Here is a 25,110-nt window from a genome sequence, read left to right as displayed (position 1 = left end):
TGCCTGCATTCCCCCTGGGGCGGGTTGTTCGGGTCCATGACGTCTCCCCTCTGCACGAGCCCGGGACGGCCCCGGGTGTGTCGTCAGCACCTACGAAGTGGGCGGCATGGGGCTGTGGCGATCGGTTACACCGCCTGGCGGGGTGCGGTGGTGTCCGGGTGGGCTTGGTGCCATGCCTGCACGACGCGTTTGGGCAGCACGCCGCCGTCGCCGACGTCCATGCCCTTCTCCTTGGCCCAGGAACGGATCACCGCGGAAGGTGCCGCAGCCGTTGTCGGCCCGGTGGAGGTCTTGGCGCGCCGCAGCTTGGCCTCGGCCGCGCTCAGCTTCCTTTTCAGGGCGGTCACTTCCTGCTGGGCCCTGGCGATCTGCTTCTCGGTCTCCTGGAGCTGGAGCAGTTCCAGCAGCCCCCTGCGGGTGCGCTCGGCGAGCCTCCTGGCCTTGGTGCTGTGGCTGCTGGCGGCGTCGTTGAGGGCGGAAAGGGCGCGCACCAGGGTCGGGTCGATCTCGGCAGGGCTGGTTGGGCGGGCGGCGGCCTTGGCGATGCCTTCGGTGTCCGCGACGGCGGCGATCTCGCCGGCGCTGGCCGGTACCTCCTGCTGTATCTGCGCGTGGGGGGTTCCGGCCTTGAGATGGGCTGCGATCTTGCTGCGGCGGTCGGGATTCACGGAGTGGGGTCCTCCTTCGGTGCGGTGGGGATGCCGAATTCACGGCGGAGCTGCTGGCGTTGGCGGCGGGTGGTGCCGGCCCAGGTGGCGTCGCCGGCCGGGCCGGGGTGGTCGACGGCCCAGGCGAGGCAGTCCTCGCGGGCCGGGCACGGCTGGCAGAGCAGGCTGGCGATCTCGTGGTCGCCGTCGCCGCCGGACCACAGTTCCGGGTCGTTGTCGGGGTTTTGGCAGGGCTCGCGTCCGGTGAGGCGGGGCCAGGGGGCCAGGCGGGGGCTCACGTCGGTTCTCCGAGGGGGCGTACGACGTGCATGTCGGTGTTGAGGTCTGCGTGCGTGTGGGCGCCGTGGCCGAGTTGGCGGGCGCGGTCGGCGGCGATGCGGTCGTTGTCGAGGCGGGAGCCGGAGATGGTGTCCAGGACCAGGGCGGGGCTGCCCGCGCACTGCCGGCACCCGGCGAGCGTCGTCGTTCGGGCGGGGGAGGTCATGAGGTCTGCGCCCCGGGCCGGTGGACGGTGGGCAGCAGGAACTCCGGCGGGTACCAGGACTCGAGCTCGTACAGGTCCAGCACGGCAACGGGCAGGTCGGCGCCGCGGCGGCCGTCGTTGAGCGCGGCGTCGGCGGGGGTGAGGCGGCAGTGGGGGCCGTCGTCGGTGTCGTCGGCGGCCGCCTCGAGGTCGCGGTAGAGGACGAAGATCCCGTCGAAGGTGGTGCGTTCGAGGATGACCAGCCGCTTGGCGGGGGCTTCTTCGGCGCTGACGTCGGCGCGCCGGATCCAGGTCTGGCCGGTGGCCGCCAGGATCGCGGGGTCGCCGTCGTCAGCGCGGTCGGTGATCTGCCGGTAGGCGTCGGGGCGCGGGATGCGGTGGCGGGCGGTGAGGTCGTCAACGGCGGCGGTGAGGTGGTCGCCGAGGGCCTGGGGGCCGATGAGGTCGGTCAGTGCCGTCAGGGTGCTCATGCCGGGACCGCCTTCGGGGCGGTGCGGGTGCGCAGGGTGTGGGCGTCGACGGCGGTCAGGAGCCGCTGGAGGGCGGAGCCGCGGCGGGCGCTGCGGAAGGTGGCGGGCAGGCCGCAGTTCCAGCAGTCGGCCTCCTCACCGGTCCAAGCGACGAAGCAGCGGCTGCGCTCGCAGACGGACTCGGGCCGCAGGCGGGGGGTGCGGTGGGCGATGGCGCGGATGAGGGCGGCGGCGGAGCGCTGCTGGCGCTGCGCCGGGATGCGCAGGGTGTGCATGGTGGTGGTCTCCTTCTCGCGGTGCGGGCAGGGCGCCCCGGGGCGGCCGGCGGTTTTTCCGGCCTGGCCGGGCCCGGGGCGCTGAGCCGGGGGGCGGGTGTCAGACGGCGAGCTGGAGCTGGCCGGGCGGGGCGGGATGGGGGCAGGCGTCGCTGAACCAGCCGTGCTCGCGCAGGTGCTCGGCGAAGGCGCGGGCGGTCGCGGGGTCGGTGTAGTCGGGTTCGTCGCCGTGCGGGATGCCGGCCGGGCTGTAGGTGTAGATCCAGGTGACCGGCAGCGCGCCGCGGGCCAGGCGGTTCGCCGGGCGGGCGTGGTAGGCGATGGGGGCGCCGCTGGTGTCCTCGGCGCAGCCGCACCAGTCCAGGTCGTCCTCGCCGGTGGCGTCGCAGCCCTGGTGGTGGCGGGTGAACAGGGTGAAGGTGACCTTCAGGGTGGCGGGGATGGTGCGGTGGTAGGTCCACCAGGCGTGCGGCGCGCTGCTGGCGAGCAGCCGGTCGGCGCTGTCGGGGGTGTGGTGTCCGTTGAGGATGAGGATGCTGGTTTCCGGGTCGTCGACCAGGACGGGTCCGTCCGTGAAGAGGTCGGCGGCGCTCAGGGTGGTGGGGTCCACAGGGGTCTCCGTTCGGGGGGCGGTGTGGTGTGTCGCGGGCGGGGGGGTGTGGCTGTCCGGGTCTTGGCGGGCGGCCCCGGGGGCGGTCAGAGGACGATCTGCTTCTTCTGGGCGCGGTCCCAGCAGAGCTCCCAGTCCGGGCGCAGCCCGCGGGCGGACCAGTCGACGCGGCTGGTACCGGCGGGGATCGGCCGGCTGGACATGGCGTGCAGTCGGGCGATTTCGCAGGCGCGTACGGCCGAGGCGACGGCTTCGCTGGCGTTGTCGGCCAGGCCGGTGAAGACGTGGACTCCGGTACGGGAGTCGTCCTGCCGGTGCTTCATGGGGACGTCGATCTCCCAGACGGTGCGCGGGCGCATCACTCCTGGGCCTCCGGGGTGTAGGCGGCGACCACGGTGACCGGGACCACGAGGTAGCCGGTGGCGTCCTCATCGGGGTCCTCGACGTCGCCGGGGCCGAAGAGGATGAGCTCTTCGATGGCGTCGTCGCCGGAGTGCTCGGGCACCCAGGCGGGAGTGGCGCTGTGTGGGATGCCTTCGCTGTCGACAAGGGCGCGGGCGTGGTCGCGGGCGGCGGCCCGGTTGGTGTACAGGCTCAGCGGCAGGGTGTCCGGGCCGTCCTCGTGCTCGGTGCGGTAGAGGGTGAGCTCGGCGGGCTCGCCGGGGGTGAGGTGGGTGATGCCGGGCAGCGCGGCCTCGGCGGCGTCGATCCGCTGTTGGAGGTCCTCGATGCGTTCGAGCAGCACGGCCACGTCGTGGCGGGTGTCGAGCGTGCCCTGGGCGGCGCGGACGACCACGGCGGCGATCAGGTCCTGTTGGGCGGTGGCGGATGTGGTGCGGGTGAGTGTGGCGGCGTCGGTCACCGGGTGCTCCTTGGCGTCGTGGCGGTGAGGGGGGTCCTGGGTCCGGCGGCTTGGCGGCTGTCCGGTCCCCGCGCCGTCCGGCCCGACAGCGGCGCGGCGGGGCTGGGCGGCACGGCGGCGGGGCAGATCGGGCCCGGCCGGGGTGGGCGCGGCTACTGGGCGGCGGCGCGGGCGCGTTCGGCCGCGGTGAGCAGCGCCTGGTGGACCTGTGCCTCGGTGCGTCTGAACCGGTCGTTCCACCACGGGATGTAGGCGGTGCCGATGACGGCCTGCAGGTGGGTGTTGGCGTCGCGTGCGGTGGTTCGGCTGGCGGCCCGGGCGCGGATGAGGTCGCGCTCGGCGCCGATCACGCACACGCCGCGGTGGGAGGACAGGGTGTGCTGCGTCCAGCCGCGCTCGTGGATGTACTGCGAGGTCAGCTCGAGGAACTCGGCGGCCTTCAGGGCCTGTTGCTGCTCGGGGCTGGGGGCGAGGGCGGGCGGGGGCGGGCTGGCCAGGGCGTGCACGAGCAGGCGCAGTCCCAGCCACAGCGGGCTGGTGAGGGTGAGCAGGGTGTACTTGAGCAGCAGCCACGCGGCTTGCTTGCCGAGGCCGGCGGCGGTGTGCAGACGGTCCTCGAGGGCGGAGGGGGCGGGCGGGTCGGGCGGGCAGGGCCCGGTGACAATGCCCGCCTGGGTGATCAGGGTGTCGGTGTCGGGCAGGACGATCGCGGGCCGGGCTGCACGGCCGGGGTCGTTCAGGGCTGTGGTGAGCTCCTCGGCCAGGGCTTCGGCGAAGACCTCGTCGACGGCGGCCGCGAGGGCCTCACCGGACCAGAACGTCCGGGGGGCAGGGACGGCGGGCGGGGCTGCGGGCATGAGGGAGGGCCACCTTGTGCTGGGCTCGGGCGGGCGGGGTGGGAGGCCCGGGGCGCGGCCGGCTGAGTTGGCGACCTGGCGGCCGCGCCCCGGGGCGAGGGGTGGCTACTCGGTGAAGGTGGCGTAGTCGCCGGGCGGGTAGACGTAGTTGGTCAGGGCGCCCTCGGCCGCGACGGCGGCGGCGCCGAGCCCGGCGATGGCTGCCGCGGCGGTCGTGCTGTGGTCGGCCGCGGTCTCGGCGATCAGGGAGGCGGCCTGGGTGGCGCGGCGGGCGGAGGCGGGCGAGCCGTCCGGGTTGGTCATGGCGTCGTAGGTTGCGTTGCGCAGGCGGTCGCGCAGGCCCATGGCTGGCTCCTTCGGGCAGGGCGGGTGGGGAGGTGCCGGGGGCGGGCGGCTGAGTGGTTGGCGACCTGGCGGCCGCCCCCGGGTGCGGGTGTGTCAGCGGTGCTGCTTGGTCTTCTTGAGGATGTGATCGCGGGTGTAGCCGAGGGATGCGGCGGCGTCGTTGCGGGAGCCGTGGTAGGCGCCGTCCAGTGCGCGGGCGACCGACCTCCAGAACGCGGCCTCGGCCGCCGTGCGGAGCCGGTCGGCCTGTTCGAGCTGCCGGGCGCGCTCGGCCTTGGCGGCGTCGAGCCGCTGGTGGAGTTCCTCGCGGTCCTTGGCGGTGGTGCTCGCTCGGGGGGTCATGGTTCCGCTCCTCGCGGTGGTGAGGGACGATGGTTCTGGCCCTCTGCTCCGGATGGAGCGGGTGGGAGGCCCGGGGACGGCGGGCTGAGTTTGGCGACCTGGCTGCCGTCCCCGGGGCGCGCGCGGGTGGGGCTGCTACTGCGGGTGCGTGGCGTCGGCCTGGTGCGCTGCGTTCTGGGTGTGGCCGTAGCCGATGTGCTCGACGGCGCAGCGCAGGTGCAGCACGGCGGCGAGGAGGCGCTGGCTCTCGTCGTAGTCGCCCTCGGCTCCGCGGTGGCCGTACTCCTCAGCAAGAGCCCGCAGGGTGGCGGCGAGTTCGGGCACCAGGGCGCTGGCGGCAAGGGAGTCCAGGACGTCGTCGATGTCGGCGCCGTCGGTGAGGCCGGTGCGCAGCCGGGTCAGGGCCTCGGCGAGTTCGAAGGCGATGTCGCCGTCCCACCGGTCGGGGTCGAGCAGGTCGGCGGCATCAGCGCTGACCCTGGAGATGATGACCGCGATGCAGTAGGTGAGGGCCGCGTACAGCAACAGGTCTCGCGCACTGGCGTAGGCGATCCGGTGCGGGCCGACGTGCAGGGTGTTCAGCAGCACCAGCACGGCCAAGGCGCCGGCGAAGGCATTCATGCTCTGGTCGCTGAGCGCGCGCAGGGCGAGAACGGTGAAGCGGCGGGCGCGCGCAGGCGGGGCCGTGCCGTCTGCGGGACCGGGGTTCGGCAGCCGGGATTCGGCCGTGCCGGGGGCGGCTTGGGTGTCGGTGGGGGGCGGCTGGGTGTCGGTGCGCTTGGCGTGGGAGTTGCGGAACACGCGAGCTCCTTGTCGTGCCCGGGCTGTCCGGGCGGCCGGGTGGTGCGGGCGGGGGTGGGAGGCCCGGGGCGGCCGGCTGAGCTTGGCGACCTGGCGGCCGCCCCGGGGGTGCAGCGGTCAACTGCTGCGCTGGGTGAGCTTGGTGGTGACGTCGTCGATCGCGGCCTGCTCGGTGGCGTGGCGGCTGGAGCGCACCGTGCCCTCGCGGGTGCGCAGCAGCTTGCCGTCGGCGCGGCGGACAACGGCGACCCAGGCCAGGGCGCTCGGCTCGTCCAGGGACGGGCACTGCTGGGACGTGTCGATCGTGTACTGGGCCACTGGTTCTCCTCGGTGTGGTGCAGTTGGCGGCCGGGCGGCCGCTGAGGGCTGGGGCCGTGACGGCGAGGGCTACGGGGGAAGGTCATCCCTGCCGCCACGGTGCTTGAGGGGTTTTGCGGTTCTGTCGGGCCGGGAGGCACGGCCGCTGGGAGACTGGCTCCCCGCGGCCCGGCACCAGGTCCGGGACCACAGGCGCCAGTCAGCTGCGGCGGCACACCCGCCAACGCGGCAGCAGCAGCAACTATCGCGCTGGCCAGGGTCAGTGACTCTTTGCGTTGCGGATGCCGTCCTCGGCCAGGTCTTGGCACCGGTCGGCGTTGTACGCGTGGATCTCTGCCGACGCGGAGCCCGCCTCCTCAGCCGCCTCCTGTCGCGCGCGGTGGTAGTCCCGTGCCTCGATGAGCCGGTGCACGTCGTCCCCGATGCTGTCCTCGCCGCCGTAGTCCTTGGACATGGCTCTCTCCTGTCTGGTGATCGATGTCGGATATGGGTGGTACGTGCCCCCGCCTGCGTTCGCGGCACAGACCCGGGTAGCGGCCGGGCGGGGGGCTGGGGGCTGTGGCGGCGAGGGGGGCTCGCTTGCCGTCACGGCCTGAAGGGCGATGTTCGGCGGCCGAGTCCGCAGCCGCAGTCGGGGCCGTGGTTTTCCGCCATCGCGTGGAAGTCCTGCACGGTCAGGTCGCCGAGCTTGCCCAGGGCCACCAGGCTGCTGAGGTCCCCCTCGGGCAGCTTGTCGGTGGCCAGCTGCCAGTTGCCCTCGAGGATCACCGTGTTGCCGCGGCGGTTGAGTGTGCCCGCCTTGAGGATCTTCTTCCGCCGCTCTGCCGTAGCGGCACGCCGCTGCTTCCAACGCCGGGAACTCTCCTGCTGGACGGCGCTGGGCGTAGGGCCGCCCTGGGCCAGCCGCTCGCGCACGGCCTCCTCCTGCTCGGCGCGGTACCGCTCCTCGGCAGTCGGCATCTCGTTGAACCTCTTGCGACCGAACAGCCCCATCACGGGCTCCTCTCGAGAGACGAAGATCAGGAAATTGGGGCCGTGGCGGCGGAGGGCACCCGTCGCCACGGCAGTTCAGGGGGTGGAGCGGCGGCGTGCAGCTTCGGCGCCGATGTCGTGCACGTCGATGCCGTAAGACGAGGCATGGTCAGCCAGTCGGTGCGACTCGCCCACAGCCGCCTGCCAGAACGAGTCCGCCGTGTGGTCTCGGCCTTTGGCGTTCAGGTCGGCCGCGATACCGCGGCACACGTTCATCTGATCCGCCGCAGCACCAAGCGCATCGCCGGAACGGGCAAGGTCTTGGAGCTGGCTCTGCAACCAGGCAGGCTTGGACACAACAGGCTCCTTCAGTTGATGCGGGTGATGTCGACCGGCTCGGGACCGAGCTCGGTGTCGCCCCGGTTGAGGCGGTGATGCAGTCGGCCGGCCTTGGCCGCTGTCTTCGCGACCGCCTCCTCGGCGGACCCGGCGCGGGTGCTGTACGTGTACTGGCCGCCGATGCCCGGGCCTTCGACACCTCGACGGGTCACGGTCCAACGGGACATGACCAGCTCCTCTCTGTGAGGCAAAGGGACTGAGGGGAGAGCCGTGACGGCGAGGCGGAGCACACCTGCGGTCACGGCGCTCCGGGTCTAGCGGCCGGTGTACGGCTGAGCACGGCACTTCTCGGCATGGGCCTGCGCCCACTCGCGCGCGGCCTGCACCAGCGGCAGAACGGCTGCGGCGATCTCCTCAGTCACGCCGTCGTCGAACGACACCGCCTCGGCGAACAGCTCCTCACGCTGCGGATCGACGCAGCCGTGACCGTGGCAGAGGGCGGACGCACCAACCTGCACGATGCCCTCGCGACTCGGATAGCGCTTCAGGCCGAACCTGGTGAGCGCCCGAACTTCGACGGTGGCGCCGCCCTCGGTAGCGAACCGGCCGACGGTGGCAGGCGACGTGTAGTGATCGATCGTGTAACGCCCGCCGCGAGCCCGGTGGTGCTCACGAATGAGCTCCGCGACCAAGTCGGTCGCGTCCGGGGCAATCTTGATGTACGGCATGACAGCCCTCCAGGGCAGGTGTCAGGAGCTGGGTTTCGAAGGCGCTCAGTCGAGGAGTTCGTCTTCGGTCAGGCCGCCGGGGCACCGGTAGACGGTGACGCCGTCGGTGGAGACGATCACGGTGTCGGCTCCGTCCTCGGACTTCTCGGTGACGACGTAGCCGTCGTTGTCCTGGGGCTTGTCGTTCATCAGGCTTGGTTCCTTCTTGTTGTGGTGGGCGAGTTCGTCGGTGATCAGAGCTGGTTGGGCTGGAGGCCGAAGCGCATGGCGGTGAGCGGCCGTCCTTCAGTCCTCTCGGTTGCGTCGGATGTGGGTGGTGCGCCAGCCGAAGGGGCCGGGCAGGTCGGCGGAGGTGGTGCGCCGGCCGGTGGAGCTGACGGTGTGGCGGGGGCCGTTCTTGCCGCCGAGCGTGATCGACCAGGAGTGCCGGTTGATGTTGAGCCGGACTCCGGGCAGGAGCCGGAGGCTCTTGCGGAATGTGATCGGCATCAGGCGGCCGCCGGTCCGTGTTGGGTGTGGTCGGTGGCGAGGTCCTGGAAGGCCGCGAGTCGCTGCGGGGCGGTGCCGCGCGGGGCACGGATCTCGACCAGGCAGCCGTGCGTCTGACACCGGTAGACCTCGGTGGCCGCCGCGTTGGCGACCTTGAAGGTGAACTGGAGGCCGGCCGCCAGCATCGTCAGGATCACGGAGATGAGGGCCAGGATGCTGACGTCGTGGCCGGACAGCGTGACGGCGAGGCCGCAGGTGACCAGCACGGTGATGGTGGTGCCGATCACTTCGGCGGGGCTGGGCTTGTTCACGGAGTTCCTCCCGGGCGTTGCGGCTGGGTGCTTGCCACACCCTCATAATGCAGACTTCCAGAATGCATTTCAAGAGTATGCCTACTGGATTTCGGGTTCTTTCCGGTGCGGCCTCGGCCCGGGCTGCCTGCGGGTCTACTCGCGGGCCCGCTCGCCGCCCGCACGCGCCGTCCGGGCCCGCCCGGCCTTGCGTTCCGCGGCCTTCAGCGCGGCGGCCACGGGCCCTTCGCACTCGGTGCACTTGATGCTCACTCCCGGTGCGGTGATCCACCCCGTGTCCTCGCAGACCAGGCAGGCGAACCTCTTCTTCGGCGCGGGCATGCGGTATGCCTTGCGGTAGGCGGACAGCGGTGGCGTCTTCGGCGCGGCCGGCGGCCGCGGGGGCCGCGCCGGTGCGGCGGGCAGCGCGCCGGTCCGCAGTACCCAGGCGGCCCGCAGCGCCGCGGCCACCGGCGTGAAGGCGGCGCGGAGCGCCCTGCGCCGGGCTTTGCGCAGCGGGGTGCGCACGGCGCGCTTGACCTTCGTGCGGCCCTTGCGGACGGCGCGTTTGGCCGTCCAGGTGGCGATCTGCCGGATCTGCTCGAGGTTGTCGATGGGGGGCGGCGGGTCCTCGCCGAACCCGGCATCGGCGATCCACATCAGGTCGGGTTGCAGGGCGCCGAAGTGGAGCAGGCGGCTGTAGGTGATGAAGTGGGCGACATCGATGGCGGGCTCGGGCCAGTGGTGGCGGGCGGGGCAGCGGACCTGCACGGTGTCGTCGGCGCCCTGCTCCAGCACGAGGGTCAGTCCGGTGCCGGCCGCGCACACCGGGCATGTGACCGCCACCTTCAGCCACTTGACCCGCAGCAGCGTGGTGGGGTCCTGCTCGAGGTAGAAGAAGCGGCGCTCGCAGTCGATGCGGTGGTAGCCGGAGGCCGGGTGGGGGGCCCGCAGCGGGGGTAAGGCCATTTCGGACTCCTTGGATCTTTCGGGCGGGGAACAGGCGGGAACCCGAGGGAACGTGCAGGTCAGAGCGGGGGAACGCGTCCGGAACGATGGGCCAGGGGCGGAACGCTGTTCCCGGCCCGGTGGGGTGTTCCGCTCGTGTTCTCGAGCTGTTCCGGGCCGCTGCCCTGCATGTTCCTGGCGTGTTCCGGCCGGTCAGGAGGCATTCCATGCCTCCCCGGTGAGCTTCTTCAGGTGCCGCAGGCAGTAGCCCTTGGTCGTCTTCTGCTCGCCGGGGCGCCGGTAGCTGTCGGTCGTCCAGGACGCCCCCGCGGGCGCGAGGACCGCCCTGATCGCCGCCTTGAGCGCGGCCGTTCGGGCCTGCTCCCGCTCGGCCTGGCCGTAGCCCTCGGCGTCGAAGACGTCGAGGTCCCAGCGGTCGGGGTCGAGCGGGGCGAGACCGGCCGCGATCTCCTCCAACTGCAGCCCGCCGGGGTCCCCGAGCTCCTCGTACACTCGCCGGATCAGGGCGATCAGCCGCGGGACGTCGTCCTGTTCGGCTCCCCCGTCCCCGGTGGCGAAGGCTTGCCGGCTCGCCTCCATCAGATCCTTCAGCTTGATCGAGCTGAGGCGTGCCGACTCCTCGTCGATGTCGACCAGCCCGGCCTCCTCCCGCTCACGGCCGCGGCGCACCAGTTCCTCCGGCGGCGCGTAGCAGCCGCGATACGGGACGGGCTCGCAGTAGGTGCTGCCCGCGGTCACGTACACGACGGAGGCGTCGTTGAGCTGGTCACCCATCTGCGGCAGCAGCCGGTCGGGGCGCCAGCCCTGGGCGAGCACGCCGTCGCCGAGGATCTGGACGACGTCGTCCTTGTCGCAGGCGGCCAGGACCTGGACGGGCAATTCGACCACCCACGTGTTGTCCTTGATCTTCTCCTTGGTGACGCCCTGTCCGGCGATGAGGATGGTGACGTCGCTCTTGGCGCAGGTGATGGCCAGTTCGGCGAGCAGGCCGTCCAGGTCCCAGGGGACCCGCTTGTTCGTGTCGGGGTCGAGATAGCCCTTGCGGCTCTCGCGGACCAGCGCCGGGAACTCATCAACGATGATCTTGATACCCGGGCGCGCGGCCAAGGTGACCCAGTTCTCCCCCATGCCGAGGCGGTCGAACAGCGCGGGGCGGCCCTTGCCGACGTCCAGCGCCCACCACAGCGCCCGCCGTGCTTCGGAGGGGGTGGTGGCCACCACGTGCATCGCCCGGCGCAGGCCGCCGAAGCCGCTCCCGGCGCTGCCCAGGTCGATGCCGATGACGATCTGGTCCTCGGTGGCGGTGAGCACGTCCAGGATGGCCCGCAGGAGCGTGGACTTGCCCGAGCGGCTCTTGCCCACCACGTTGACGTTGGTGCGCATCATCGGCAGCGCCAGGCTGCGGGCGGCCATGTCGGCGCCGATCTGCGCGGTGTGAATGGCCGGAGTGGAAATCGAATGCGGCGCCCGGTAGGGGAGTTCCGGCACGGCCTGCCACGGATCCTTGCCCGGCACCCGGATCACGCAGTAGTTGCGGGACTCGGCGGACTGCTGCAGCAGGATGCTGCTGGTGCGCACGCCGGGCAGGCATGCCTCGAGAAGGTCGAGGCCGGCGGAGACCTTCTCCGGGGTCATCCGCTCGAGCCAGACGTGGACCTCGAAACCCCAGGCGTAGGGGTCGACCCGCAGCGCGGACAGCGTGACCTTCAGGTCCTCGGTCAGGGCCTGACGGATCATCTGCTCGAACATCCGCGGCGTCATGCCGCCGCTGAACTCCTGCGGGATGCCGGCCTCGATCTGCTCGAGCTTCTCCAGCTCCTCCTCGCTGACCTCGACGTCGCGCCCCAGCCAGGACGCGCCGGCCAGGTTGGCCACCAGGGCACCGAGGAAGCCCCACACGTCCGCAACGCCGTAGGCGACGGTGTCCGCGACCGCCAGCGCCCCGTAGGCGAACGCGCCCCGGCCAGCCACGATCCTTTTCGCGCGGCTCTTCGTGGTCTGCGCGACGGCCAGCTGCTTGCCCGCCTCCAGCTGCAGCTTCTGCGCCAATTCCCGCTTCTCGCGGCGCTTGAGCACCGACCGGCCGGCCCGGCTGGCGGCACGGTCGGCCTCCTCCACCGTGGCCAGGGCGAGGTTGAGGTCGGCGCGCGCCTTGGCGCCCTCGACCCCCACGACCCAGGCCCGCACCCGCCTCTCACCGCGCAGGACACGCGGCACGACGCCGTGGACGGTGCGCTGGCGGGCGGCGGCCTTGCGGGCACGCCGGCGGGCCTGGCGGCCCAGGTAGTGCAGGCGGTCCCTGCGGCCCTGCGGCGTGCGCAGCGCCGGATTGATCCACGGCCGGTCACCCTCGGGGTCGGGGCGCAGCTCCCACTCATCGGCGGTGAACACCGCGCCCTCCACCGGCCGCCCGTGCTCAGGCTCCGGCTCCGGCGCGGGCTCGGACTCGGGCCCGGCTCCGGCGGGCGGCTCGGCCGGCTCGGCGGCCGGGCCGGGCCGGCGGGAGCGGCGGAGTCGGTGGCGGACGGTTTGGTGAAGTCGACGGGCGCCGCCTGCTCGTGGCCGGCCAGGGCCCCAGCGACGACGTCGGCGGTGCCGTCGCCGTAGAGCGCCTCGAAGACCGGCTCGAGGTCCTCCCGGAGCTTGATCCGTACCTCGCGGGCCTCCGCGCCGCGGTCCGGGCCGACCACGCCGAACGCCTCCATCGCGTCCATCACCACGCCGGTCTGCTTCCAGGTGATGCCCAGTTTGCGCTGCAGCATCGACCGGGACCCGAACTGCGTGGCCACGAGCAGTGAGGCGGCGTCCCACAGCAGTTGCCGGTCCAGGGCGCCGGTGCCGATTTCCGTCCGGGTGTCGGTCTCAGTCATGCTTGCTCACGCCTCCGTCAGTGGGGTGGGCGCGGGACGGGTGCCGGGCTTCACTTTGGTCGGTAGAGACCGGCGGTTTCGTCTCGCGCTCTTCAGCTGGCTGTGGTTCTTCTCCCGCGAGCCCCGTGGTGGCGCGGTCCTCGCAGTCGTCGCAGCGGCCCGTCTTGCGGGGGATGTCGCCGTTCTGCTCGGTGTTGCACTCGGGGCAGATCCGGCGGGCGCGCAGGGCCTTGGCTATCGCCGCCCACCGGGCCTCCGTCATCGGCCGGCGGGGCTTGGCCCGCGCGACGGGGTAGAGGTACGCGAACCGGTCACCGCCCGAGATGCGCCAGCCGAGCTGCCCGGCCGGCTCGTGCCCGCCCGGGCGCAGCCCGCGCTGCTTCAACTGCCGGACGGTGGCGAGCACTTCCGGGTCCGGACCCATCTTCACCGGCCAGGTCGGGAGGCCGAACTTCTCGCCGTCCGGATCCCAGTACCGCAGGCTGATGTTCGGCATCACGCACCCCGCACCGGCTTGCCGGAAGCGCGCTTGGCCGCGGCGATCCGGTCGTAGCACCAGGTCTTGCCCGGACGGCCCAGCTCAGCGGCCCGCTTCTTGGTCAGCCGCTCCTTACGGCGCCGCGCGGTCTCGTCCGCGACCTCCTGCGCGCCCGCCTTCTTGCCCGCCGCGAGCTGGCCGCGGATCCACTCCTCGAGCTCCGCGTTCTCGCTCGCGCTGTAGGCCTTCGCGGTCACCGCCGCGGCCTTGCGGGCACCCGGCGACAGCTTCCGCGCGCCGCCCGCGGCCTTGGCCCTCCGCGTGCGCGGGAGCGCGGTATCGCGGGTAGGCGCGGGCGCGGATTCAGACGCGCGTGCGGACGCGGGGACGGACGTGTTGATCTGCTCCGATTCCATCCGCAACCGGGGCGTACCGGGATGAACAACTAGTTCCGTGGAGGACGCCTCAAAGAACCGCGCCGGCAGCACCACGGACGCCGCCCCGGACGCGGCCGCAGGCTCGACCGGACGCTCCTCGAGCCCCTCCCCGCACTCTTTGACGGACAGCACCTCCGACAGCTTCCGCCGCCCCAGGCGCACCTCGGCCAACTCCTCCAGGACCACCGCCCGACGCCCCTCGGCCTCGACCAGCGTGCCCAGCAGCTCCGCCGACAACAGCGCCACCACCTCGTCCGACAGCGCCTCCGAACCCGCGCCCTCGAACACCGCATACGCGACCTGCCACGCGTCCTCCTCGGACAGCCGCTCATGCCCGGCGACCGCGCGCAGCCGCACCGCGGCATCCCACACCGCCCGCAGCTTCGACCGGCGCAGCTTCCGTGTCGCGCGCGCCTCCCGGCGCCGCAGCCGCTGCGCACGCCGCTCGTCGCGGTACTCGACATGCCGCCCCAGCTGCACCAGCTGGAACAGCACCACCGGAAACACCGACGAGGCCGCCAGCACGGCGCCCAGCGCCGTCCCCCACCGCTCACCGCCGGTCTGCGCGCCGTGCCAGAAGTTGACCGCCGCGGCCAGCCCCACGAACACGTACACCGCGATCCGGTACGGCCACGGCGAACGCCGCTGCCGCAGCGCCTTCGTCTCCCCCGCCGTGGCCGCCCATGCCGCGATCTCGAGCATCACCGGCAGCAACGCCACCAGCACCCAGCCCGCGAACCCCATCTCCTCAACCAGGCCCGTACGCCTCAGCGTCGACGCCTGCGAGATCAGCGCGGGCACGATGCTGCACAGCATCACCACCAGCGCGGACGACAAGTCCAGGTGCTCCGCCAGCCACTTCGGCACCGCAGCCAGCCGCCGCCGCACCAGATCCCGGCGCTCCTTGCGCCGCCGCGCCCGCTCCCGCGCCCGCTCCCGGTCCTGCTGCGCCTTCGCCGCCCGCTCCGCGTCCTCGCGGTCCTTCTTCTCCTGGGCAGCACGCGCGGCATCGAGCCGGTCCTGCTCACGCCGCGCCGCCTCATCCAGCCGCTCCTGCTCCCTCGCCTGGGCGTTGAGCTGAGCAGCCAGCCGGCGGTCCTCACGGTCCTGCTCGCGCGCCGACTCCTGATCCTGCCGCTTGGCCGTGCGGAAATCGGTCAGGCTCATCCCGCACCCCCGGCAGGCGCCGCCGCGTGCGGCGCGAAGTGATACAGGGCAGCAACCACGGCGATGACCGCGCCGACCGCGAAGCGCTGCCCGGCATCGGCCATCAGGCCCAGCAGCCACGCCCCGCCCGCGACCGCGAGGGGAATCTGCGCCCAGTTGAGGTCACTGAGCGCGCGGGTCAGGCTCACCCGCATCTCCACCACGGCGTCGATGCCGCGCGTATCCAGCCACGCCAGGACGGTGACCGGGACCGCGAGGAACAGGCGCTGCCACCAACTCGCCTGCAGGCCCAGCGCCCAGGCGGCACCGAACAGGACCAGGCCAGTGATGGACCAGGTGGTGACCACGGCCTGAAGCCGGACCGCGGAAGCCCGCGCCGCGTCCACGCCGGTGGGAGTCGTCGCACTCATGCGGCCCACACCCCCGCCAACGCCTCGCGCACGGCGGCCGCGTGCCCGACCGGCAGGAGGGCGGGAATCTCCTCCACCACGACCACCGGCTCCCGCTCCCGCTCCCGGGACAACTGGGTCGTGCGGGCGATGTTCTCGAAGGCATCGAAGTCCGCCGCGGACCAGTCCTCCGGGTCTCCGTGCGCGTGCCTAAACAGCAGCGTCGGACCGTCGACCGGCTCATCGAGCACCACGCGGTGAAGCTCCGCCACCCGCGCCGCCTTGGCCTTCTCCCCGGCCCGGTGCCGCTCACCCTCGTCGATCCCGAGCATCACGTCGGCCAGGAACTCCAACCGCTCCGCCCGCGCATCGCCCGACTCGCCCGGTGCGCCGAGCCACACGCCCAGCCTCACGCCGGTCAGCCGCTGCAGCTCCAACAGAGCTTCCACGATGGCCAGCTCGGTGGCTTGGGAGGCAGTCAGTTGACCTGCAATCATGGTGTTCACGGGTCGTACTCCGTTTCAGATCGGACGGCCTGTGCGCGGCTCTCCGGGTCTCTGCCAAGACCACCCGGAGAGCCGTTTTTGCATTTCAGACGGCATATGGAGACATGCCGAATAGGCACTTCCTTGGCCCGAGGGCCGCGGAGCATCTGACTCCGAAGCTATTCGCAGTCTGGTTGCGAGTCAACACACCATTCGCAACCTGTCAGCGCTTTCACTGCTTGGCAGCAGGTATTCGCAATCAGGTTGATGCTGTGAGATGGTGACCGCGCTGACACCACGAAGGGGAGGACCACATGGCGTACAGCCTGGTAGTTCGCTTCACTGCCCGAGACGCGGCCGCAGCCGCCGCCTTCGACCATCTGGCCGCCGAAACCCTTGAGGGGATCAAGGCGTCGGAGCCCGGCACCCTGGTCTACGTCAGCCACACGCCGGTCGACGAGCCCACCGTGCGCGTCTTCTACGAGCTGTACGAGGACCGCGAGGCATTCCTTCAGCACGAGGAGCAGCCGCACGTGAAGCGCTTCCTGACCGAGCGCGGGCAGCACCTGATCCAAACCGAGGTGACGTTCCTCGACGAGGTGGTCGGCAAGCGGCCTTCATCTGCACGGGAGAGGTAGTGACGGAAGATCAGCAGCGGGCCTTCGGGCAACGTGTCAAGGAGTTCCGCAAGGCAGCATGCCTCGACCAGCAGAGCCTGGCGGCGCGCCTCGGAAAGTCCGCAAGCTGGATGTCCCAGGTAGAGCGAGGGCTGATCCCTGTACGGAACCTCGACCTGCTACACGACCTTGCTAACCAGCTCGGCGTATCTCTGATCAAGCTCGAACCGTCGCTGCCGGCAGCCGACCCGGAGGAGCCGTCGATGCCGCCCCCGGCTAACGACCTCGATGGGGCTCGGTTGCTGATCTCCGGTCACCCTGCTCTGGACGCACTGCTCCCCGACGCGGGCGGGGGCGATGAGCGGCCGACCTCCGTAGCGGACCTGACGGAGAGCGTGGACGCAGCTTGGGAATTGGCCCACCGCTCCGAGTTCGCCGAGCTCACCGCCGAGCTCCAAACGTTGGTGCCCGCGCTCGAGCGCGCAGTGCGTACGTACACGGGGGCCGAGCGCCTTGCCAGCCTCCGCCTGCTTGCTCGCACCTACCAAGCACTGTCGGCAGCATTCGCCCGCCAAAATGAGGCGGACGCGGCATGGGTCGCCGCGGAACGGGCCATCGGAGCAGCCGAAGCCTCGGGCCAGCCACTCGAGGTGTTCGCGGGCATCTTCCGCCTCGCCCACGCCTTCGTTCGGCTCAAGCACCTCGACCAGGCCGAGCATGCGGCAAGTACCGCTCTACAGACCCTTCGTGATCACTTGGCAGATCGCTCGGCGCGCCCTGAGGAGAGTTCGATTCTGGGCTCCCTACACCTGGTCCTGGCATTGACCCACTCGCGCGCAGGCAGGCGCACCAAGGCCAAAGCCGCCATCGAGGCTGCCCGGAGAGTGGCGCTTTCGATGGAGGGGGACCGGAACGACTTCGGTCTCGAGTTCGGTCCGACGAACGTGGAGATTCAAGCCGTCGCCACCAGTGTTGAGCACGGTGACGCAGGTGAAGCCATCGACATCGGGCAGGAGCTCGACCCTTCATGCCTGTCCTCGGAGCGGCAGGCCCGGCTCCTGATGTACCTGAGCCGGGCGTATCTCCAGCGTCGGCAGACACAGGAAGCTCAGGACTGCCTACTCAGGGCAGAGGAGCTCGCTCCCGAGATGCTCCACTCGCACACGGACGCGAGAGCTACGATCCGGGAGTTGTTGCTGATCAGCGGCGATTCGGCGCCTGCGGAGTTGGTCGAGCTCGCTGATCGAGCGGGCGCCGAAGCTTCATGATCGACAACGGCAAGCCTCACGGCTCCGGTACGGGCGCCAGCAGTTCAGGCGCCCTCCCCCCTCCGGCGAGAAGCCACAGCCCTCGCCAGACCGCGCGCCAGGGCTACCTCGTGTGGGCGAGCCCTCCGCAGCCCCAGGAGCAAGAAAGAGAAGAATGATCCGCACCCGTATTTCGAGCCCTCCGTAAGCGAGCGACGGCCGCCCTGCTCTAACAGGACGGCCGTCGAGGCGACTCCCTGCCGGCAAGCATCCGGAGTCGTGGTCAGCGCGGTGACCGCGCTGGGTGCCTGGACCACCAGGGCCCGCGGTCACCGGTATCAGGATAGACAACCTCGCTAGCGAAGCTCCAGTGCGAGTGTTGATCACGTGGCCTGGCTCACACAGCCCGCCTGCTGACCATCGGCTCCCTAGAGATCTAGGGACCACAGGTGCCAAACCAGCACAACCTCATCTATGAGGCAACCACTCCGTCCAGGCGTCGCCGCCCTTCGCGACCTGAGGGCCCGAAAGGCTTGCCCAACGGTGGCTTGCCCTGGCTGATCCGAGACGGGCAAGCCTCTCACCTGCTCCATCCGTGCTCTGGGCAAGCCGATCGGCAAGCCCCGATGAGCAGGGTTCTCGGCACAACATCCACTTGGAGGTGTGCCATGAGCCCCAGCCTGTTCTCCTCTCCTGCATTGGTGCCGGGCGCGAGCCGGTCCATTGGCGTGCAGGCGGTGCGCCGGTGACGCAGATGACGGTGGCCGATTTCAGTGCTGCCATGGTGTCGCGGGCCTGGGAGCCGCCGGAGGAGGTAGTCGTTTCCCGGCCGCTCGCGTACGCCGAGGAGCTCCAGCCAGAGGACTACGGGGTCTTGATCCGGCTTCTCCTGCGTGACCCGGGCCAGCCGTCGGGGATGAAGGCGCTGGCCGAGGAGTTCCAGGCGACGGGCTGGAAGATGGGCGAGAGCAGGCTCCGCGGCGTCATGGGGCGCCTGAAGAAGGCGGGACACGTCCGGCACGAGCAGGTCGGGTACGACACGGCGTCCAAGCGGCCCGTGTGGGCGTTCACGGTGTTCCGGAACCCCGCCAACAACCCGGAGCACGCGCGCACCCTGAGCAGCGCGTCGTCGCAGGTCAGCCCGACCGGTGGATTTCCAACGGATGAGTCGGCCAGTTCGAATAGTCATCCGTTGGATTCCAACGTCCTTGCAGGTCAGACCCTGTCGTTGGATTCCAATGTGTCGAACACACATCTGTTGGATTCCAACGCGTTGGAATCCAACAGATGTGCAGGTCAGGCCGACACTGCGATTTCCAACAGATGGGTCGGCCACCCCCCACACCCCCCGGAGGAGGTGGAAACCTCCTCCCCCTACCCCCTCACGGACACCTCCGGTCACACGGCGCCTTCGGCGCGGGAGGAGGGGGAGGAGAAGTCTGCTTCCGACACCCCGACCGACGAGGCCGTCGACGCCGCGGAGCAGTTCCTTCAGGAACTTCCACGGCCATGGACCGCGGGGCGCGTGACAGCGAAGAAGCTCGCTCCCCTGCTCGCTGTCGCTGCTGCCGAGCAGGGCTGGGACCTCGACCAGGAGCTGGTGGTCGAGCTCACCCAGAACCCGGAGGGCGTGAAGCGCTTCCCGGCGACTCTCAAGGCCCGGATTGATGACCTGCCCCGCCGGGTTGGCCGCCGCCGCGGTGTTCCGACTCAGCGCGGGGATGCCCCGCCGGGTCTGCCGACAGAGCCCGACTTCGAGCCGGTCCCGATGCCGGCCAAGGTGGCTGGCCTCTTGGCCGGTCTGCGTAAGCCGACCGTCTGACCAGTCAGCGGAGCGGCGGCCGTTCAGGCAATGAGTCCGGCCGTCGCTCGGGCAATCCCCTTATGCCGCAGAGGAGTACCTGTGTCCAGCGTCGCACCGTCAGCCGCCCCGGGCCCCGGGCCTTCGGAGGACGTCCCGGAGACGTTCCTGCCCGGCCTGAGGCAGCGCGCCTCCCCCGAGTTCGAGCGAGTGCCGCCGCAGGACCTGGATGCCGAGCAGTCCGTCCTGGGCGGAATGATCCTGTCGAAGCGGGCCATCGATGAAGTGATCAACGTGTTGGCTGCCGATGACTTCTATCGCCCCGCCCACCAAACGATCTTCCGGGCGATCGTGCGCATGCGGGCGAGCAGTGAGCCCGTCGACCCGATCACGCTGGCTGCCGAGCTCTCAAGAACACGCGAGCTCCAGAAGGTGGGCGGCCCGACGTATCTGCACGCCCTCGTCCAGACGGTGCCGACGGCTGCCAACGCAGAGCATTACGCGGAGATCATCCGGGAGCGGGCCGTGTTGCGCCGCCTGGTCGAGGCGGGCACGCGGGTGGTGCAGATGGGCTATGAGGGCACGGGCTCGCTGGATGAGATCACCGCTGGTGCGGCCGCGGAGATCATGGCCGTTACAGAGGGCCGGGACCGTGAGGACGACTTCCGCACGCCGCGTGACTCGCTGGGGAGCACGCTGGACTTGATCCAGGCAGCCGAATCTGGCACCGGCATGACCGGGGTCCCAACAGGGTTTGTCGACCTGGACTCGTTGACCAACGGCTTTCAACCGGGGCAGGTCATTGTGGTGGCCGCACGGCCGGGCATGGGCAAATCGACCCTGGCCATGGACTTCGCACGGGCGTGCACCATGCCCAGAGGCAAGAACCAGCAGCCCGATGCGGCTCGGCCGGCGGCGTTCATCACCCTGGAGATGAGCATCGACGAGCTGAACATGCGCTGTCTGTCCGCGGAGGGCAAGGTCGCGCTTCACCACCTGCGGTCCGGCACACTGGATGAGGCGGGGTGGGAGAAGCTGGCCGGAGCAGTCCAGGTGTACAACGACGCGCCCTTGTACATCAACGAGTCGGCGCGCAGCCTCCCGGAGATCCAGGCGAAGTGCCGCCGCCTGAAGACGCGGCTGCCGGATCTGGCGCTGATCGTCATCGACTACCTGCAATTGATCACTGCTGGCGGCAGGCGGCGCGCGGAGGTGCGCGAGCAGGAAGTCGCCGACATCTCCAGGAGCTTGAAACTGCTGGCCAAGGAGCTGCACCTGCCGATCGTGGTCCTGTCGCAGCTCAACCGCGGGCCCGAGATGCGCCAGGACAAGAAGCCTCAGGTATCCGATCTCCGCGAGTCCGGCTCCGTGGAGCAGGATGCCGACATGGTCATCCTGCTGTACCGAGATGACGCGTACGAGAAGGAGAGTCCTCGTGCGGGGGAAGCGGACCTGATCGTCGGCAAGCACCGCAACGGCCCGACGGCAACGATCACAGTCGCCTCACAACTGCACTACTCGCGGTTCGTTGACATGGCCCAGACCTGAAGCGCAGATTTATATCATGCATAACTCTACTCTGCTAGGCGGGCTCGGGGTTGCCCGCCCACGATCGAGGTTCACGCCGTGGACCGCTCTGGCATCGCCCGGTCTTCGCCGGGCGTGGGAGCACGTGAGGGCGCAGCGCAGATGACCACCAGCGGGAAAGTAACTCTCACTAACACTTGCAATGAGTAATCTGATGTTACTACGGTGTGGTGTCGACTCACCTACCCCCGGCGGAGGTTGCCCGTGACGACCGAATCGCCCAACGAACCCGACCTCGTCCTCGCGGTGAGCGTCGTGAAGCGCTGGCCGGAGGTCGAGCGCGGCATCAGCAGCCCCGCTGACGTGATCCTCTCCGCCTGGTCTCCCTGGGTCGGGGCCAGCACCACCCACATGCACTTCGACCCGGACAGGATCGCGGTCGTGGTGGGCTGCCGCCGCGGCGAGACTGTCGGCGTCTTCGACGTGGTGCCCAACCCTGACAAGGGCAACAAGCGGTGGGACTGGGTGGGGACCGGGCCGCGCCGCCGCATCGAGTTCTACGGCCGGCCTTCCCAGCGCTACGCCGCCCAGTTGCACGCGCCGGCGCCCACCTGGCGGCAGGGCGAGGGAACCCCCGTCAAGGTGCTGCGGCTTTCAGATCTGCTGCCGGGAGCCCCCGCCCCCGCTGCGCCCACCGACCGCCACGTCGTCCTGGGCGAGGCCGTTGTCACCATCGAGGCCGAACGCCATCTCGTGGTTTCCGTTCCCTCCGACTACCGCGTCACCGTCCAGACCCGGCCGGCGCTCATTCCGTCCCCGCCCCGCACGCAGGAGTAAGCCATGACCAACAAGGGCTACACCGAGGGCCTCGCCGAGCTCCGTGAGGTGCGGGACGAGATCAAGCCGCTGACGCGGCAGCTCGCGAAGCTCCAGGCCGAGCTGGCCAAGCTGGAGGCCCAACGGGACCGGAAGATCGTGGAGTTGGGCGCGTTCGAGAAGGCGAAGGCCGACCGGCTCGCGACGTCCGCGGGTGTCTCCGTAATCGACGTCGTCGCCCTGGTACCCGCCCTGGGCCCGCAGGGTCCCGCCAGCGCGCCCGCAGAGCCGGCCCCGGCCCGTTCCGCCGCCGAGGCGCCCGCGGAGCCGCAGACGGCCGCACAGTCGATCAACGAAGTGGCAGGTGCGCCGACGCCTGACCTGCCCGCCGCGACGCAGCCTGCTGTCGGCGAACAGGCCCCGAGCACCGACGCCGCCGAGAACCATGACCAGGAGCAGGAGTTGGCGGCCCCGGCCGAACCCAGCGCGCCGTCCATGCCCGCCCCCGCATCTGCCGCTTCCGTTCCGGGTGAGGAGCAGAAACGGACCCTGCCGTCGATTCCTGAGGGTCCGGCCGGTGACGGGTGGTTCCGTGCCGAGCAGGGCTTGGCTTCGAAGCGGCCCAACTTCAAGCAGGCCACCCGGCAGATGGCGTTCCTGGATACCGGGAGCGGTGTCCTGGTGTGGCAGGGCGGCGCGGTGACCCTGGAGCTGGGGCGCGCGAGTGTCGCGGAGATCCTGACCGCGGTGTACGCGACGGTGCCCGCGGCAGTGGAGCGCATCTACGTCACGGCGGGCGATCCCTGGCACCAGAACGCCGGCGGGCATCAGTTCCTGAAGGACGCGGTGGCGGAGTGGCTGAACGGTCCGCTGCCGGAGGGCTGGCAGGTGGAGTCCTCGCGGGGCAAGGACCGGCAGGCCGGGCACCTGGTCCACCCCCGTAATCCGGTGGGCCGCTGGCAGCGCGGCGCGGACCAGCACACCGAGATCCGCTCCGCAGGCGAGTGGTTCGACCCGGAGGGCGCCGACCCGGCCACCGTGCGGGCCGCGTTCGTCGAACTGTGGAAGGCGCTGCACCGGCACTGGGACGACGTGGTGCTGATGGGCTCGCCGTCGCAGACGGGCCGGGACCTGTGGTCGCGGACCATTCCCGCCAAGGCCGGCGCGAAGTGGGCGGATGGCTACCCGGTCATGTCGCAGGAGATCCGCGGACTGCTGCACGCCACCGCCGGGCAGGGCCGCACCGAGCTGATCGTGCCGCCGCGGGTGGCGGAGCGGGTGCCGGGCTGGTTCGAGGCCGACCGCACCTTCGCCTACGCCAAGCACACCTGGAGCTCCGGTGTCGGGGTGCCGCGGCGGGTGACGGCGTCCGCGTTCGCGGCGATGAGTGAGAAGGAGCAGTCCAACGCCCTGTTCTCGCCGAGCCACTGGCAGGTCCGGGTGACCATTCCGAAGGGGTGGGAGCACGTCGGTCTGCTGCCTGCGCCCGCGCCCGGTGAGCGGGCCTGGCACTACCCGTATGAGGGCGGGCGGACGTTCGTCACCTGGGCGGGCGGCGCCGAGGTCAACGTGGCGTTGCGCAATCCGCTGCAGCCCTGGCGGATTGAGATCCTCGACGGGCTGGTCTGGGAGAAGGGTGACCCGCTCAAGGACTGGTCCGCCAAGCTGAAGGACGCCTGGCGGTCGCTGCGTGCGCTGGCGGAGTTCCACGGCGATGAGCAGCAGCGTCAGGCCGCGCGGCTGGCTTCGCGGGCGGTGCGCAGCATTCTGCTGTACGGGATCGGGACGTTCGCGCAGCGGCCGCGGATCACGACCGGTTCGGTGGTGCTCGGTGCGGGCGGGGAGGTTCCTGAGATCCCGGACGGGGCGCGGCTGACCGGTCTGACGGATACGCACGCGACCTGGGAGCGCAACGCGGGGTTCGCGCGGGATCCGTATGCGCATCCGGAGTGGGCGGCCGGGGTGTGGTCGGCGGCGCGGGCGGCGCTGCTGGACGGGCCGACCAGCAGCAAGGATCCGCAGAGCGGGAAGCCGCTGCGGGCCGGTGCGCTGCATCTGCCCGCGGGGGCGATCCTGGCGTTCCGTACTGATGCCGTGTACAGCTCGGTGCGTCCCGAGTGGCCCTACGGCGGGGAGCCGGGCGATTTCCTGCTCAAGGGCGCGATGCCCTGGGAGCAGCCCACCCCCACCAGCGATGAGGAGTTCTACGTGCTGCAGCGCCTGGGCCGCCAGGCCGTGGAGGCGGAGGGCCTGTGAGCGCCGATGTGGTGTGGGGCGGGCAGTGGGAGCACCCGGTGTGCGGTGCGACGGGTGATGTGGTGTGGGATGACGAGGACACCGCGTCCTCCGGGCACGACTGCGGCGGCGAGGGAGAGGTGACCTGGCGCGGGGCCGGGGCGGGTGTCGAGCAGTTCGGCGACGACACCACGACGCTCTCCGGTCACGACTGCGAGACCGCTGAGGACGAACACAGTGACGGTGGGGTTGGGGAGGTGGCGGCGTGACACCGCGACGCAGGCGAAGTGCCGGCGGTGGGCGCCGGGCGCAGCGCAATGAGGCGGCGCGGCTGACCGAGCAGCTGCTGGAGGCTGGCTTCAACAAGAAGCAGGTCGGGGAGATCCTGGGCCGTAACCCGTCCTTGGTCAGCCAGTTCTTCACGAAGAACAAGGGCGCGTCGATGGTGGATGCGCTGCGGGCGGTGGTCCAGGAGGTCCAGGCCGGCGGGCCCCGCGACCTGGCCAGCCTCAAGGCGCTGGCCGCCGCCCATGTGCAACCGCGGCTGACCAAGGCCGGTGGCCGGGCCCGGGTGCGGGGCAGGACCCGTGTCCGGGCGGAGAAGACGGTCACGGACCGGCGCGGCCGGCCGGTGCTCGGCCCGGACGGGCAGCCCGTCAAGGCGTGGTCGTCGTCTCTGGCCAAGGCCGGGAAGCAGCACATCGCGTCCGGCGCGAGCCGGCTGGTGCCGGTCGTCGAGGACGCGGCCCGGTTCGGCGGGAAGATCGCGTTCACGGTGCGGGCCCGCAAGGGCTCGTTCACGCACGACGCCGGCCGCCGGGCGGACTCCCCCGGTGTGCGGCGCAACGTCGTCCAGCGCCGGGACGGCACCGAGGAGCGCGCCTACGCCGACAACCGCGGCGGCCCCGGATCCGGCGAAGAAGGCTTCGACGGCCGCGAGTTCAAAGCCATGGTCGACGCTGCCGGCGGCGATGTCACCGCTGCCGTACAGAAATGGCTCGTCGACAACGACCGCATCACACCCGGCACCCCCATCGTCGGCCTGGAAATCCGCGCCTGGATGCCCGACGGACCGGTTTCGTGACCAGGGAACTCGAGGTGTTCCTGCGGATCTACCTGGGCGAGGAGCAGTCCCCAAGTCACGCTACGGCGCCCGGCCCGTCCGTGGCAGCCCGATCGGGTGGCCACGCTCCCGCGCCTTCGGCCAGGGTGCAGCGATCGG

35 protein-coding genes and 1 pseudogene are annotated in these 25,110 nt (G+C 71.0%); 8 read left to right on the top strand and 28 right to left on the bottom strand.

The genetic code is table 11. From position 1 onward, the window contains the following. Nucleotides 1–125: 125 nt before the first annotated feature. From STRAU_RS00265 to STRAU_RS00135, 28 genes and pseudogenes are all read right to left on the bottom strand, one after another. Nucleotides 126–668, bottom strand: a complete 543-nt coding sequence (locus STRAU_RS00265) for an Lsr2 family DNA-binding protein (RefSeq protein ID WP_016638189.1) — start codon at nucleotides 666–668, stop codon at nucleotides 126–128. Next, the gene (locus tag STRAU_RS41180) at nucleotides 665–946 is read right to left on the bottom strand and encodes a WhiB family transcriptional regulator (RefSeq protein ID WP_016638188.1); all 282 of its coding nucleotides are present in this window, start codon (nucleotides 944–946) and stop codon (nucleotides 665–667) included. Before STRAU_RS41180 ends, STRAU_RS00265 begins: the two co-directional genes overlap by 4 nt. Then, the gene (locus STRAU_RS42130) at nucleotides 943–1,152 is read right to left on the bottom strand and encodes a hypothetical protein (protein ID WP_016638187.1); all 210 of its coding nucleotides are present in this window, start codon (nucleotides 1,150–1,152) and stop codon (nucleotides 943–945) included. The genes STRAU_RS41180 and STRAU_RS42130 overlap by 4 nt, the downstream gene beginning before the upstream one ends. Continuing rightward, the gene (locus STRAU_RS00250; RefSeq protein ID WP_016638186.1) at nucleotides 1,149–1,622 is read right to left on the bottom strand and encodes a hypothetical protein; all 474 of its coding nucleotides are present in this window, start codon (nucleotides 1,620–1,622) and stop codon (nucleotides 1,149–1,151) included. Before STRAU_RS00250 ends, STRAU_RS42130 begins: the two co-directional genes overlap by 4 nt. Further along, nucleotides 1,619–1,897, bottom strand: a complete 279-nt coding sequence (locus STRAU_RS00245) for a hypothetical protein (protein ID WP_016638185.1) — start codon at nucleotides 1,895–1,897, stop codon at nucleotides 1,619–1,621. Before STRAU_RS00245 ends, STRAU_RS00250 begins: the two co-directional genes overlap by 4 nt. 100 nt (nucleotides 1,898–1,997) lie before the next feature. Then, nucleotides 1,998–2,507, bottom strand: coding sequence for a hypothetical protein (locus tag STRAU_RS00240; protein ID WP_016638184.1), 510 nt, complete (start codon nucleotides 2,505–2,507; stop codon nucleotides 1,998–2,000). A gap of 86 nt (nucleotides 2,508–2,593) precedes the next feature. After that, nucleotides 2,594–2,866: a hypothetical protein gene (locus tag STRAU_RS00235; protein ID WP_016638183.1), complete on the bottom strand. Its 273-nt coding sequence runs from the start codon at nucleotides 2,864–2,866 to the stop codon at nucleotides 2,594–2,596. Beyond that, the gene (locus STRAU_RS00230; RefSeq protein ID WP_016638182.1) at nucleotides 2,866–3,369 is read right to left on the bottom strand and encodes a hypothetical protein; all 504 of its coding nucleotides are present in this window, start codon (nucleotides 3,367–3,369) and stop codon (nucleotides 2,866–2,868) included. The genes STRAU_RS00235 and STRAU_RS00230 overlap by 1 nt, the downstream gene beginning before the upstream one ends. Before the next feature lie 152 nt (nucleotides 3,370–3,521). After that, a complete protein-coding gene (locus tag STRAU_RS00225; RefSeq protein ID WP_016638181.1) occupies nucleotides 3,522–4,226 on the bottom strand; it encodes a DUF6197 family protein in 705 nt (234 codons plus the stop codon). A 105-nt stretch (nucleotides 4,227–4,331) separates the two neighbouring features. Then, nucleotides 4,332–4,571: a hypothetical protein gene (locus STRAU_RS00220; RefSeq protein WP_016638180.1), complete on the bottom strand. Its 240-nt coding sequence runs from the start codon at nucleotides 4,569–4,571 to the stop codon at nucleotides 4,332–4,334. Between the two features lie 93 nt (nucleotides 4,572–4,664). Then, nucleotides 4,665–4,913, bottom strand: coding sequence for a hypothetical protein (locus STRAU_RS00215; protein ID WP_016638179.1), 249 nt, complete (start codon nucleotides 4,911–4,913; stop codon nucleotides 4,665–4,667). 135 nt (nucleotides 4,914–5,048) lie between these two features. Next, nucleotides 5,049–5,714: a hypothetical protein gene (locus STRAU_RS00210; RefSeq protein WP_016638178.1), complete on the bottom strand. Its 666-nt coding sequence runs from the start codon at nucleotides 5,712–5,714 to the stop codon at nucleotides 5,049–5,051. A 117-nt stretch (nucleotides 5,715–5,831) separates the two neighbouring features. After that, complete coding sequence (locus STRAU_RS41175; RefSeq protein WP_016638177.1) at nucleotides 5,832–6,032, bottom strand: hypothetical protein; 201 nt, start codon at nucleotides 6,030–6,032, stop codon at nucleotides 5,832–5,834. 259 nt (nucleotides 6,033–6,291) lie between these two features. After that, nucleotides 6,292–6,486, bottom strand: a complete 195-nt coding sequence (locus STRAU_RS00200) for a hypothetical protein (RefSeq protein WP_016638176.1) — start codon at nucleotides 6,484–6,486, stop codon at nucleotides 6,292–6,294. A gap of 131 nt (nucleotides 6,487–6,617) precedes the next feature. Next, on the bottom strand, nucleotides 6,618–7,025 hold the full coding sequence (locus STRAU_RS00195; RefSeq protein WP_016638175.1) for a hypothetical protein: 408 nt from the start codon (nucleotides 7,023–7,025) through the stop codon (nucleotides 6,618–6,620). Nucleotides 7,026–7,100: 75 nt separating this feature from the next. Further along, nucleotides 7,101–7,361 (bottom strand): hypothetical protein, encoded by a 261-nt coding sequence (locus STRAU_RS00190; protein ID WP_037656768.1) that lies wholly within the window; start codon nucleotides 7,359–7,361, stop codon nucleotides 7,101–7,103. 11 nt (nucleotides 7,362–7,372) lie between these two features. After that, a complete protein-coding gene (locus tag STRAU_RS00185; protein WP_037656766.1) occupies nucleotides 7,373–7,570 on the bottom strand; it encodes a hypothetical protein in 198 nt (65 codons plus the stop codon). A gap of 87 nt (nucleotides 7,571–7,657) precedes the next feature. Continuing rightward, entirely contained in the window at nucleotides 7,658–8,071 is a 414-nt protein-coding gene (locus STRAU_RS00180; protein ID WP_016638172.1) for a hypothetical protein, read from the bottom strand. Between the two features lie 45 nt (nucleotides 8,072–8,116). After that, complete coding sequence (locus STRAU_RS42125) at nucleotides 8,117–8,260, bottom strand: hypothetical protein (protein WP_016638171.1); 144 nt, start codon at nucleotides 8,258–8,260, stop codon at nucleotides 8,117–8,119. Between the two features lie 96 nt (nucleotides 8,261–8,356). Further along, entirely contained in the window at nucleotides 8,357–8,560 is a 204-nt protein-coding gene (locus tag STRAU_RS00175) for a DUF4236 domain-containing protein (protein WP_016638170.1), read from the bottom strand. After that, on the bottom strand, nucleotides 8,560–8,871 hold the full coding sequence (locus tag STRAU_RS00170; protein ID WP_016638169.1) for a hypothetical protein: 312 nt from the start codon (nucleotides 8,869–8,871) through the stop codon (nucleotides 8,560–8,562). Before STRAU_RS00170 ends, STRAU_RS00175 begins: the two co-directional genes overlap by 1 nt. Nucleotides 8,872–9,006: 135 nt before the next feature. Beyond that, nucleotides 9,007–9,819: a hypothetical protein gene (locus STRAU_RS00165; protein ID WP_016638168.1), complete on the bottom strand. Its 813-nt coding sequence runs from the start codon at nucleotides 9,817–9,819 to the stop codon at nucleotides 9,007–9,009. A gap of 192 nt (nucleotides 9,820–10,011) precedes the next feature. Further along, a complete protein-coding gene (locus tag STRAU_RS43345) occupies nucleotides 10,012–12,210 on the bottom strand; it encodes an FtsK/SpoIIIE domain-containing protein (protein WP_259299789.1) in 2,199 nt (732 codons plus the stop codon). 266 nt (nucleotides 12,211–12,476) lie between these two features. After that, a pseudogene (locus tag STRAU_RS44610) lies at nucleotides 12,477–12,689 on the bottom strand (DNA translocase FtsK); the annotation flags it as partial. Continuing rightward, nucleotides 12,682–13,185, bottom strand: a complete 504-nt coding sequence (locus STRAU_RS00150; RefSeq protein ID WP_063890306.1) for an RRQRL motif-containing zinc-binding protein — start codon at nucleotides 13,183–13,185, stop codon at nucleotides 12,682–12,684. The gene STRAU_RS00150 and the pseudogene STRAU_RS44610, both read right to left, overlap by 8 nt. Further along, the gene (locus STRAU_RS44360) at nucleotides 13,185–14,771 is read right to left on the bottom strand and encodes a coiled-coil domain-containing protein (RefSeq protein WP_016638164.1); all 1,587 of its coding nucleotides are present in this window, start codon (nucleotides 14,769–14,771) and stop codon (nucleotides 13,185–13,187) included. The genes STRAU_RS00150 and STRAU_RS44360 overlap by 1 nt, the downstream gene beginning before the upstream one ends. Continuing rightward, a complete protein-coding gene (locus STRAU_RS00140) occupies nucleotides 14,768–15,181 on the bottom strand; it encodes a hypothetical protein (RefSeq protein ID WP_158691984.1) in 414 nt (137 codons plus the stop codon). Before STRAU_RS00140 ends, STRAU_RS44360 begins: the two co-directional genes overlap by 4 nt. After that, nucleotides 15,178–15,666 (bottom strand): hypothetical protein, encoded by a 489-nt coding sequence (locus STRAU_RS00135; protein ID WP_037656759.1) that lies wholly within the window; start codon nucleotides 15,664–15,666, stop codon nucleotides 15,178–15,180. The genes STRAU_RS00140 and STRAU_RS00135 overlap by 4 nt, the downstream gene beginning before the upstream one ends. Nucleotides 15,667–15,959: 293 nt before the next feature. On the opposite strand from STRAU_RS00135, the gene STRAU_RS00130 reads away from it, so the two are divergent. The 8 genes from STRAU_RS00130 to STRAU_RS00095 all read left to right on the top strand — a co-directional run bounded on the left by STRAU_RS00130 (nucleotide 15,960) and on the right by STRAU_RS00095 (nucleotide 24,972). Beyond that, entirely contained in the window at nucleotides 15,960–16,283 is a 324-nt protein-coding gene (locus tag STRAU_RS00130) for a putative quinol monooxygenase (protein ID WP_016638161.1), read from the top strand. Next, the gene (locus STRAU_RS00125) at nucleotides 16,283–17,530 is read left to right on the top strand and encodes a helix-turn-helix domain-containing protein (RefSeq protein ID WP_037656757.1); all 1,248 of its coding nucleotides are present in this window, start codon (nucleotides 16,283–16,285) and stop codon (nucleotides 17,528–17,530) included. The genes STRAU_RS00130 and STRAU_RS00125 overlap by 1 nt, the downstream gene beginning before the upstream one ends. Before the next feature lie 724 nt (nucleotides 17,531–18,254). Beyond that, nucleotides 18,255–19,331, top strand: a complete 1,077-nt coding sequence (locus tag STRAU_RS00120; RefSeq protein ID WP_016638159.1) for a hypothetical protein — start codon at nucleotides 18,255–18,257, stop codon at nucleotides 19,329–19,331. Nucleotides 19,332–19,412: 81 nt separating this feature from the next. Next, nucleotides 19,413–20,858, top strand: coding sequence for a replicative DNA helicase (gene dnaB / locus STRAU_RS00115; protein WP_016638158.1), 1,446 nt, complete (start codon nucleotides 19,413–19,415; stop codon nucleotides 20,856–20,858). 243 nt (nucleotides 20,859–21,101) lie between these two features. Continuing rightward, entirely contained in the window at nucleotides 21,102–21,674 is a 573-nt protein-coding gene (locus STRAU_RS00110) for a hypothetical protein (protein WP_016638157.1), read from the top strand. A 3-nt stretch (nucleotides 21,675–21,677) separates the two neighbouring features. Beyond that, nucleotides 21,678–23,909, top strand: coding sequence for a hypothetical protein (locus tag STRAU_RS00105; RefSeq protein ID WP_016638156.1), 2,232 nt, complete (start codon nucleotides 21,678–21,680; stop codon nucleotides 23,907–23,909). Beyond that, nucleotides 23,906–24,157: a hypothetical protein gene (locus STRAU_RS00100; RefSeq protein WP_016638155.1), complete on the top strand. Its 252-nt coding sequence runs from the start codon at nucleotides 23,906–23,908 to the stop codon at nucleotides 24,155–24,157. Before STRAU_RS00105 ends, STRAU_RS00100 begins: the two co-directional genes overlap by 4 nt. Next, on the top strand, nucleotides 24,154–24,972 hold the full coding sequence (locus tag STRAU_RS00095; RefSeq protein ID WP_016638154.1) for a hypothetical protein: 819 nt from the start codon (nucleotides 24,154–24,156) through the stop codon (nucleotides 24,970–24,972). Before STRAU_RS00100 ends, STRAU_RS00095 begins: the two co-directional genes overlap by 4 nt. The last annotated feature ends 138 nt before the right edge of the window (nucleotides 24,973–25,110 follow it).

The organism is Streptomyces aurantiacus JA 4570, from assembly GCF_000414115.1.
Classification (GTDB): domain Bacteria; phylum Actinomycetota; class Actinomycetes; order Streptomycetales; family Streptomycetaceae; genus Streptomyces; species Streptomyces aurantiacus_A.
The sequence above is the reverse complement of the archived record's forward strand: the minus strand, read 5'-3'. Positions and strand labels throughout refer to the sequence as shown.